General features: G+C 72.4%; 8 protein-coding genes. 1 reads left to right on the forward strand and 7 read right to left on the reverse strand.

The window, feature by feature from the left end:
- Positions 1-32: 32 nt before the first annotated feature.
- The 5 genes from yidD to VKV26_18170 all read right to left on the reverse strand — a co-directional run bounded on the left by yidD (position 33) and on the right by VKV26_18170 (position 3,401).
- A complete protein-coding gene (gene yidD, locus VKV26_18150) occupies positions 33-281 on the reverse strand; it encodes a membrane protein insertion efficiency factor YidD (GenBank protein ID HLZ71829.1) in 249 nt (82 codons plus the stop codon).
- A 94-nt stretch (positions 282-375) separates the two neighbouring features.
- Complete coding sequence (rnpA, locus tag VKV26_18155; GenBank protein ID HLZ71830.1) at positions 376-798, reverse strand: ribonuclease P protein component; 423 nt, start codon at positions 796-798, stop codon at positions 376-378.
- Between the two features lie 59 nt (positions 799-857).
- Entirely contained in the window at positions 858-998 is a 141-nt protein-coding gene (gene rpmH, locus VKV26_18160) for a 50S ribosomal protein L34 (protein HLZ71831.1), read from the reverse strand.
- A gap of 275 nt (positions 999-1,273) precedes the next feature.
- Positions 1,274-1,801 carry an AAA family ATPase gene (locus tag VKV26_18165; protein HLZ71832.1) on the reverse strand — a complete coding sequence of 176 codons (528 nt, stop codon included), beginning with the start codon at positions 1,799-1,801 and terminating at the stop codon, positions 1,274-1,276.
- Positions 1,802-2,105: 304 nt separating this feature from the next.
- A complete protein-coding gene (locus VKV26_18170; protein HLZ71833.1) occupies positions 2,106-3,401 on the reverse strand; it encodes an MFS transporter in 1,296 nt (431 codons plus the stop codon).
- A 309-nt stretch (positions 3,402-3,710) separates the two neighbouring features.
- On the opposite strand from VKV26_18170, the gene VKV26_18175 reads away from it, so the two are divergent.
- Positions 3,711-4,226, forward strand: coding sequence for a LuxR C-terminal-related transcriptional regulator (locus VKV26_18175; protein HLZ71834.1), 516 nt, complete (start codon positions 3,711-3,713; stop codon positions 4,224-4,226).
- 107 nt (positions 4,227-4,333) lie between these two features.
- On the opposite strand, the gene VKV26_18180 is transcribed toward VKV26_18175, so the two are convergent.
- The gene (locus VKV26_18180) at positions 4,334-5,071 is read right to left on the reverse strand and encodes an SIMPL domain-containing protein (GenBank protein HLZ71835.1); all 738 of its coding nucleotides are present in this window, start codon (positions 5,069-5,071) and stop codon (positions 4,334-4,336) included.
- Positions 5,072-5,248: 177 nt separating this feature from the next.
- Positions 5,249-6,127 (reverse strand): MBL fold metallo-hydrolase, encoded by an 879-nt coding sequence (locus VKV26_18185; protein HLZ71836.1) that lies wholly within the window; start codon positions 6,125-6,127, stop codon positions 5,249-5,251.
- Positions 6,128-6,272: the final 145 nt, after the last annotated feature.

The following is a 6,272-nucleotide window of genomic DNA, read 5'->3' on the forward strand; positions in this document are numbered from 1 at the left end:
CTGACTATTATCGAGTATCGCTGCGTGATCGCTCACGACGCGTGCTTCACGCCGTCGCCGCCGGCCGCGGGGCCGGGCACCGGATCGTAGCCGCCAGGCCGCCAGGGCACGCAGCGCCCGAGCCGTCGCGCCGCCAGCCAGCCTCCATGCAGGGCGCCGTAGCGCTCGATCGCCTCGTAGGCGTAGCGCGAGCAGCTCGGCTCGAAGCGGCAGGCCGTGCCCAGCCCCGGCGAGACGCGCCGCTGGTAGAACCGAATCGTCGCGAGCAGCAGAGGCTTCATGACTGATCGCGCCCATCAAGCCGTGCGCCGGCCATGCTTCAGCGCCGCAACCGTCGCGGCGATCTATCTCTCAGTGTACAGTAGCGCCCGCTGTTCACGGCTGCGGGCCTTCGCCGGCCGGGCGGCGCTCGCCGGATTGAGCGATTGGCGGGGACTGCGCCGCGGGTGCGGTCTCCACCTCGCTCTCATCCAGCAGCAGCCGCGCCCGCTGCAGCAAGGCGCAGAGCTCGGCACGCAGCGCCCGGTAATCGCGGGCGGCAGCGGCTGGGCGGGCGCTGATCACGAGGTCGCGGCCCGGCGCCAGCGGCAGCGAGGCCACGATCGCGCGCAGCCGGCGCTTGATGCGGTTGCGCACCACGGCGCCGCCGACGCGCTTGCCCACGGCGAAGCCGACGCGCGAAAGCGAGGCACCGGTGTGCAGGCTGCGCAGCGCCAGCGCCGGGCCGCTCACGCCGCGGCCGCGACGGTGCACGGCGGTGAAGTCGGCGGCTCGCCGCAGCCGCTGCTCGCGCTTCATTGCTCGCTGCTCGCTGTCCGCTGCTCGCTGCCCGCTGCCCGCCGCTTGCCCGCGTCCGGCTAGACGACGGTGAGCCGCCGGCGTCCCTGCAGCCGCCGCCGCTTGAGCACGTTGCGGCCGTTGCGCGTGCTCATGCGCTTCATGAAGCCGTGTTCCCGCTTGCGCGGAATGCGTTTGGGTTGATAGGTACGCTTGGGCACTGCCTCAGTCTCCATTCCCGCTGGGTGTCCGCTCGAACGGCGTTCGTTGCGCCGCTGCCGGGACAGCAGAAGGCCCCGCAGACGCTCATGCCCGGCGGCGGCGCCTGCGGGGCGGCTGCAAGCTATGGTAGCCGAGGGGGCAGGGGGTAGGGAATAGGGACGAGGGAAGAGGATGAAGGAAAGAGGAAATGGGGGTTCCGCGGCCCCGTTCCTCGTTTCTCGTTCCTATGTTCTATTTCCTGTACTCTGTTTCCTCGTTCCTCGTTCCTCAAACCCTATCCCCTGTCCCCCGCTCGCCGCAGCCAGAGATCGGCGAGTTGTGCGTCGACTTCGCCCGTGTCCTGCACGTTCTCGATCGTCTCGAGCGCGAGGTCCGGCGCCGGCTCCTGCCAGTGCGCGGCGATGTAGGCGTCGGCCTCGCGCACGCCGATCTCGACCACGTTGCCGGCGCGGTTGGCGAGGCGCTGCTCCCAGAGCGTGCGCTCGGTGCGCACGAGTACCAGCACGGCCGCACCCGGCGCAAACTGCGCCAGGGCGAAGCGCCGCGCCGCGTTGTTGGGCAGGCCGTCGGCCAGCGCCACATGCGGGCGGCAGGCGGGGTCGGCGCGCACGTGGGCGCCGTAGCGCGCGATGTTGGCCAAACGCATCGCCTGCGTGTAGCGGCCATGCTGCACAGCCGCGATCTCCTCGGGCAGCATGAAGCCGTCCGTGTCGAGCGCGGCGATGCCGTGCAGCTCGCCGAAGCGCCGGCAGAGCGTCGTCTTGCCGGCGCCGGGGTGGCCGAAGAAGAGGAAGACGGTCACGCGCGCCCTCCGTGCAGGTTTCGTGCAGGCGCCCGGCCGCGGCGCTGCGCCAGCGAGCGTAGCACAGCGCGATACAGCTGCAGATCGCAAACCGGCCCCTGCCCAGGGTCTCTTCGTTCGCCAGCGCCCTGATACGCCGGCGCGCGGCCGCTCGCGCACGCGACGGTCCGTTCACGAATGGCCCCGACCGATCCACCGTGGGCTGTCTGCGGACGGCGGCGGCTGGCGACGGCCGCCGCGGCCCGAACAATGAGAAGACCCTCGACTCCGCCGTCGTGGCGGTAGGGAGGCGGCGCGTGAGCCGCTACGCCGCCGGCGAGGCGACACGCTCCGCGGTCGGCGCCGCGGCCAGTGGCTCGGCGGGCAGGATGCGCAGCGCCGGCAGCGGCGAGAGCCAGAGCCAGAGCACGGCCAGCAGCCCGCCGCCCGCGCCGATCGCCAGCGTGGCCCGCAGCCCGAAGGCCGTGCCCAGCCAGCCCGCCAGCAGCGCCCCGAACGGGCGCACGCCCCAGGTGATGAAACGGCCGCTGGCGCCCGTGCGGCCCAGCATCCGCTCCGGCGTCAGCGCCTGGCGCAGGCTCACCTGGTTGATGTCCAAATTGACCACGGCGAAGCCCGTCAGCAGCTCGCCCGCCAGCAGCACGGCCACCGCGAGCGGCCGCGGACCGCCGGCCAGCGGATAGCAGAGGCAGGCGAGTGCCGTGATCGTGCCGCCCCAGGCCGTTGCCTTGCCCACGCCGATGCGCCGGGCGATGCGGCCGGCCAGCAGCGCCCCGCCCAGCGCTCCGACCGCGCCCGTGGCCAGGATCAGGCCCAGCAGCGCCGGGCCAATGCCCAGCTCGTTCGTGGCGTACAGCACCAGCACGGTGAAGATCACCGTGTGCCAGAAGTTCAGCGTGCTGGTGAAGCAGGCGGTGGCGCGCAGCAGCGGATTGCCCAGCACGAAGCGCAGCCCGGCGCCGATCTCGCGCCAGACGGACGCGCCGCCCTCGCGTCGCACGGCCGCCGGCTCGACGCCGCGCAGGCCGAAGCCCAGGCTGAGCGCGGAGAAGACGAACGAGCCGGCGTCGGCCACGATCGCGAACGGCGCCGTGACGAGCTGAATCAGCACGCCGGCCAGCCCCGGCCCGCCCACCTGCGCCGCCGAGAAGCTGGCGGTCAGCTTGCCGTTGGCCTCCAGCAGCCGCTCGCGCCCCGCCAGCGCCGGCAGCAGCGAGGACGAGGCGACCGTGTAAAAGACCGACAGCGTCTCCGTCAGCAACGCCACGCCGTAGAGCTGGCCCAGGCTGAGGGCGCCGAGCGCGGCCGTCGCGGGCACCGAGAGCAGCAGCGCGGCACGCCCCGCGTCGGCGGCGACCATGATTGGCCGGCGGCGGCGGCGATCGACGAACACGCCGGCGAACAGGGAGACGAACAGGTGCGGTGCGGCGCCGGCGGCGGTGAGCAGGCCCATCTGCGCCGCCGAGGCATGCAGCGCCAGCACCGCCGTGAGCGGCAGCGCCAGCAGCGTCACCTGTGAGCCGACCATCGAGACGCTGTAGGCCGCCCATAAGGTGCGGAACCGCCGCTGCCTCCAGAGACTGCCGGTGGCGATGCGCATGGCACGGGCTCCTCGTAGCCGTTGGGGTGCAAATCCCACACGAGTAGTATTTATTACTCGGTCACGGTTGTCAACCTGAGCACGGCGGAGCATGCGGCCGCATGGCGTGACCGCAACGGTTAGCAACCTTTTCTCCCCGGCGCCGCACGAATCTCTCCCGGCCGCACGTTTATATCCACAAGGCGCGGGCGACGAACTGCCGATCCGAACAGGTCGCCTGCGCATGGCGCGGCGGCGCCCGATCCTGGCCTGCCGGCGGGCCGGCTCAAGCGCTGGCAGGAGGCGGAGAGACCGGTGGAGGAGGAGTTCATGTTGGAACAGCGGATCGGCGCCCGCTCATGGCCCGCGCATACCTGCCGCATGCCTGCCGACATGCTGATGAGCCGCCGGCGGCGGCGTGGCCTCGCACAGGCACACCCGCTGCTCGAAGACGCGCCGGCGATCGACACGAATTCGGGTGTTGCCTGCTGGAGCGCGCCGAGGCGGACCCTGCTCGCCGATCGTGAGCAGGGACGCGCGCCCGCGCCTCGTAACCAGCGCAACATCCTCACAACCCGCGAGAGCGAGGTGCTGGGCCTGATCGCCACGGGGCAGACCAACCAGCAGATCGCCCGCGTGCTGGGGCTGAGCGTGCGCACCGTCGAGCGTCACATCGGCAGCATCTACGAAAAGCTGGAGGTGCGGGGGCCGATCGCCCGCGCTGCCGCCACCGCCTACGCGATCCGCAATGGCATCGCAGGGCCCTCATCCCCCGTGCCTACGCTGCCGGCGCCGCTGCCGTGGCCGCGGGCAGCAGCAGCGCCGGAATGGTTGGGATCGGGCTAGCGCGTTCCGCAGCAGTCGCTCACCCCCTCTCCATCTGAAATTGCCTGAAATTGCGCTCCGCGCGATGGGAGGCCAAGCAGAGGGGCCAGGGGGTGAGGCCGCCGCGCCTACTGGATCGCGTAGGCGATCGTCACCGTCACGCGCACGTCCAGCGTGCCCGGCGCCACCGGCGTGGGCGCGGCCGCGCCGGGCGCGGCCAGCGAGGCGACTGGCGCCAGCGCCCGTGGCTGCGGCGCGCTCTCCTCGGTGATCGCGATCGGCCGTCCGACGCTGACACCAGCGGCGGCCGCGTACTGGTCCGCCTTCGCCTTCGCATCCTGCACGGCGAGCTGCCGCGCCTGCTGCGCCAGGGCGGTGGTGTCCTCGATGGTGAAGCTGATGCCGCGCACGATCGTGGCGTTGCCGCCGGCCGCCACGGCGTCGTCGATGACTTTGCCGACGCTGTCGAGCGCCCGCACCTTGATCTGCACCAGGTTCTCAACCGCGTAGCCGGTGAGCGTCTGGTGGCCGTTGCGGTTGTCGTACTGCGGCTGGATCGAAAACTGCGCCGTCTGCACGTCGGCGTCGGCCACGCCGTCCGCCTTCGCCGCGGCGATGATCGCCCCGGCCGCGCCGGCCGCCTGCGCACGGGCATCGGCCACGGTGGCGGCCTGCACGTCGGCGCCGATCTGGAGGATGGCCGTATCCGGCGCGGCGCTGACCACGCCGATGCCCTGCACCGTGATCGCCGGCGTCGCGGGTGTGTCCGCCCGAGCCGTGCCCCCGCTGCTGCCGGCAAGGGCCGCCGCCCCCAGCACCAGTGCCGCGACGCCGATGCCGGCGCCGCGCATCCGCTGAATCTCCACGATCTCTCTCCTTGCCCGTGGCAGCTTCTTTGTGCCACGCGGTGTGCCGGTGTGGGCGTGACGAACGCTGCGCGAGGCGCGCCGCCGCGCCGGTCGCTTCCGCCACGCCACCATCAAGAGACGGTGCTTCCCCGCAAGATCTTGCGCCGGGTGCGCCTGCACGCAAGCCTGGAGTGTTCAGCGTGGCCGCGCGCCGATCTCGAAGCGCATCAGGTCTTCGCCGACCACCGCCGGCCGCGGATAGTGCGGCGCCAGGTCGGCCAGCACGTCGGCGGGCGTGCCGCCGCGCAGCAGCAGGTGGCTGAGCACGAGCTGCCGCGCCTCGGCCCGCGCCGCGACCTGGCCCACGTCTTCGGACGAGGTGTGGTACCAGTCGATTGTGCGGCGCCGCGCCAGGGCGTCCGCGTCGGCCGCGCCCTCACGCAGCCGCGCCGCGCCGCGGCCCCAGTAGACCTCGTGCACGAGCAGATCGGCGCCCTGCGCGTGGCGCACCAGGTTCTCCGAGGGCCGCGTGTCGCCGGAGACGACGACGGCGGCGCCGTCCGCGTCCAGGCGGAAACCGAACGCTTCGTCCACCGGCTCGTGGTTGACGCGGAAGGCGGTGAGGCGGCCGGCGTCGCGCTCCTCCTGCCAGCCCTCATCGATCTCCGCGACGGGCGGCACGAGCCAGTCGCGCCGCAGCCGCTCGCCCTGCATGCGCACGGCGATGTCGTAGGAGAAGGCGGCGAGCAGGTGCTCCAGCAGCGCCGCCGTGCCGGGCGGACCGGCGATCGCCGGCGGCTCGTCCCACCAACGCATCACCCAGCCGGCCCAGAGCAGATCGGGCAGCCCGGTGACGTGGTCGGAGTGCAGGTGCGTGATCGCGATGCGGCGCAGGGGCGGCTGCACGCGGCCGCCCCTGCTGCGCCCGTAGCCGGCCTCCACCAGCCGCTGCGCCACGCCGCTGCCGCAGTCGATCAGCAGCAGCTCGCCGCCGCTCTCGATCACCTGTGAGGGACCGCGGCGGGCGGGATCGGGCAGCGGCGCCCCGGTGCCGAGCAGCGTGAGCTTCACCATCGCTATGAACCGCCCCGGGTATCCTGGAGGCTCCGGACTTTGAGAGGACGGAGCAATGGCAAAGGTGACCAGGTACCCTGCCGAGTTACGCGAACGGGCGGTGCGCATGGTGGTCGAGCACCGCAAAGACTATGCCTCGGAGTGG

The sequence above is a fragment of the Dehalococcoidia bacterium genome, assembly GCA_035310145.1.
Taxonomy (GTDB): Bacteria; Chloroflexota; Dehalococcoidia; order CAUJGQ01; family CAUJGQ01; genus CALFMN01.

Bases quoted from the DNA above. Each gene is read 5' to 3' on its own strand.
- yidD (HLZ71829.1), bottom strand. From the start codon at position 281: ATGAAGCCTCTGCTGCTCGCGACGATTCGGTTCTACCAGCGGCGCGTC.
- rnpA (HLZ71830.1), bottom strand. From the start codon at position 798: ATGAAGCGCGAGCAGCGGCTGCGGCGAGCCGCCGACTTCACCGCCGTG.
- VKV26_18170 (HLZ71833.1), bottom strand. From the start codon at position 3,401: ATGCGCATCGCCACCGGCAGTCTCTGGAGGCAGCGGCGGTTCCGCACC.
- VKV26_18175 (HLZ71834.1), top strand. From the start codon at position 3,711: ATGTTGGAACAGCGGATCGGCGCCCGCTCATGGCCCGCGCATACCTGC.
- VKV26_18185 (HLZ71836.1), bottom strand. From the start codon at position 6,127: ATGGTGAAGCTCACGCTGCTCGGCACCGGGGCGCCGCTGCCCGATCCC.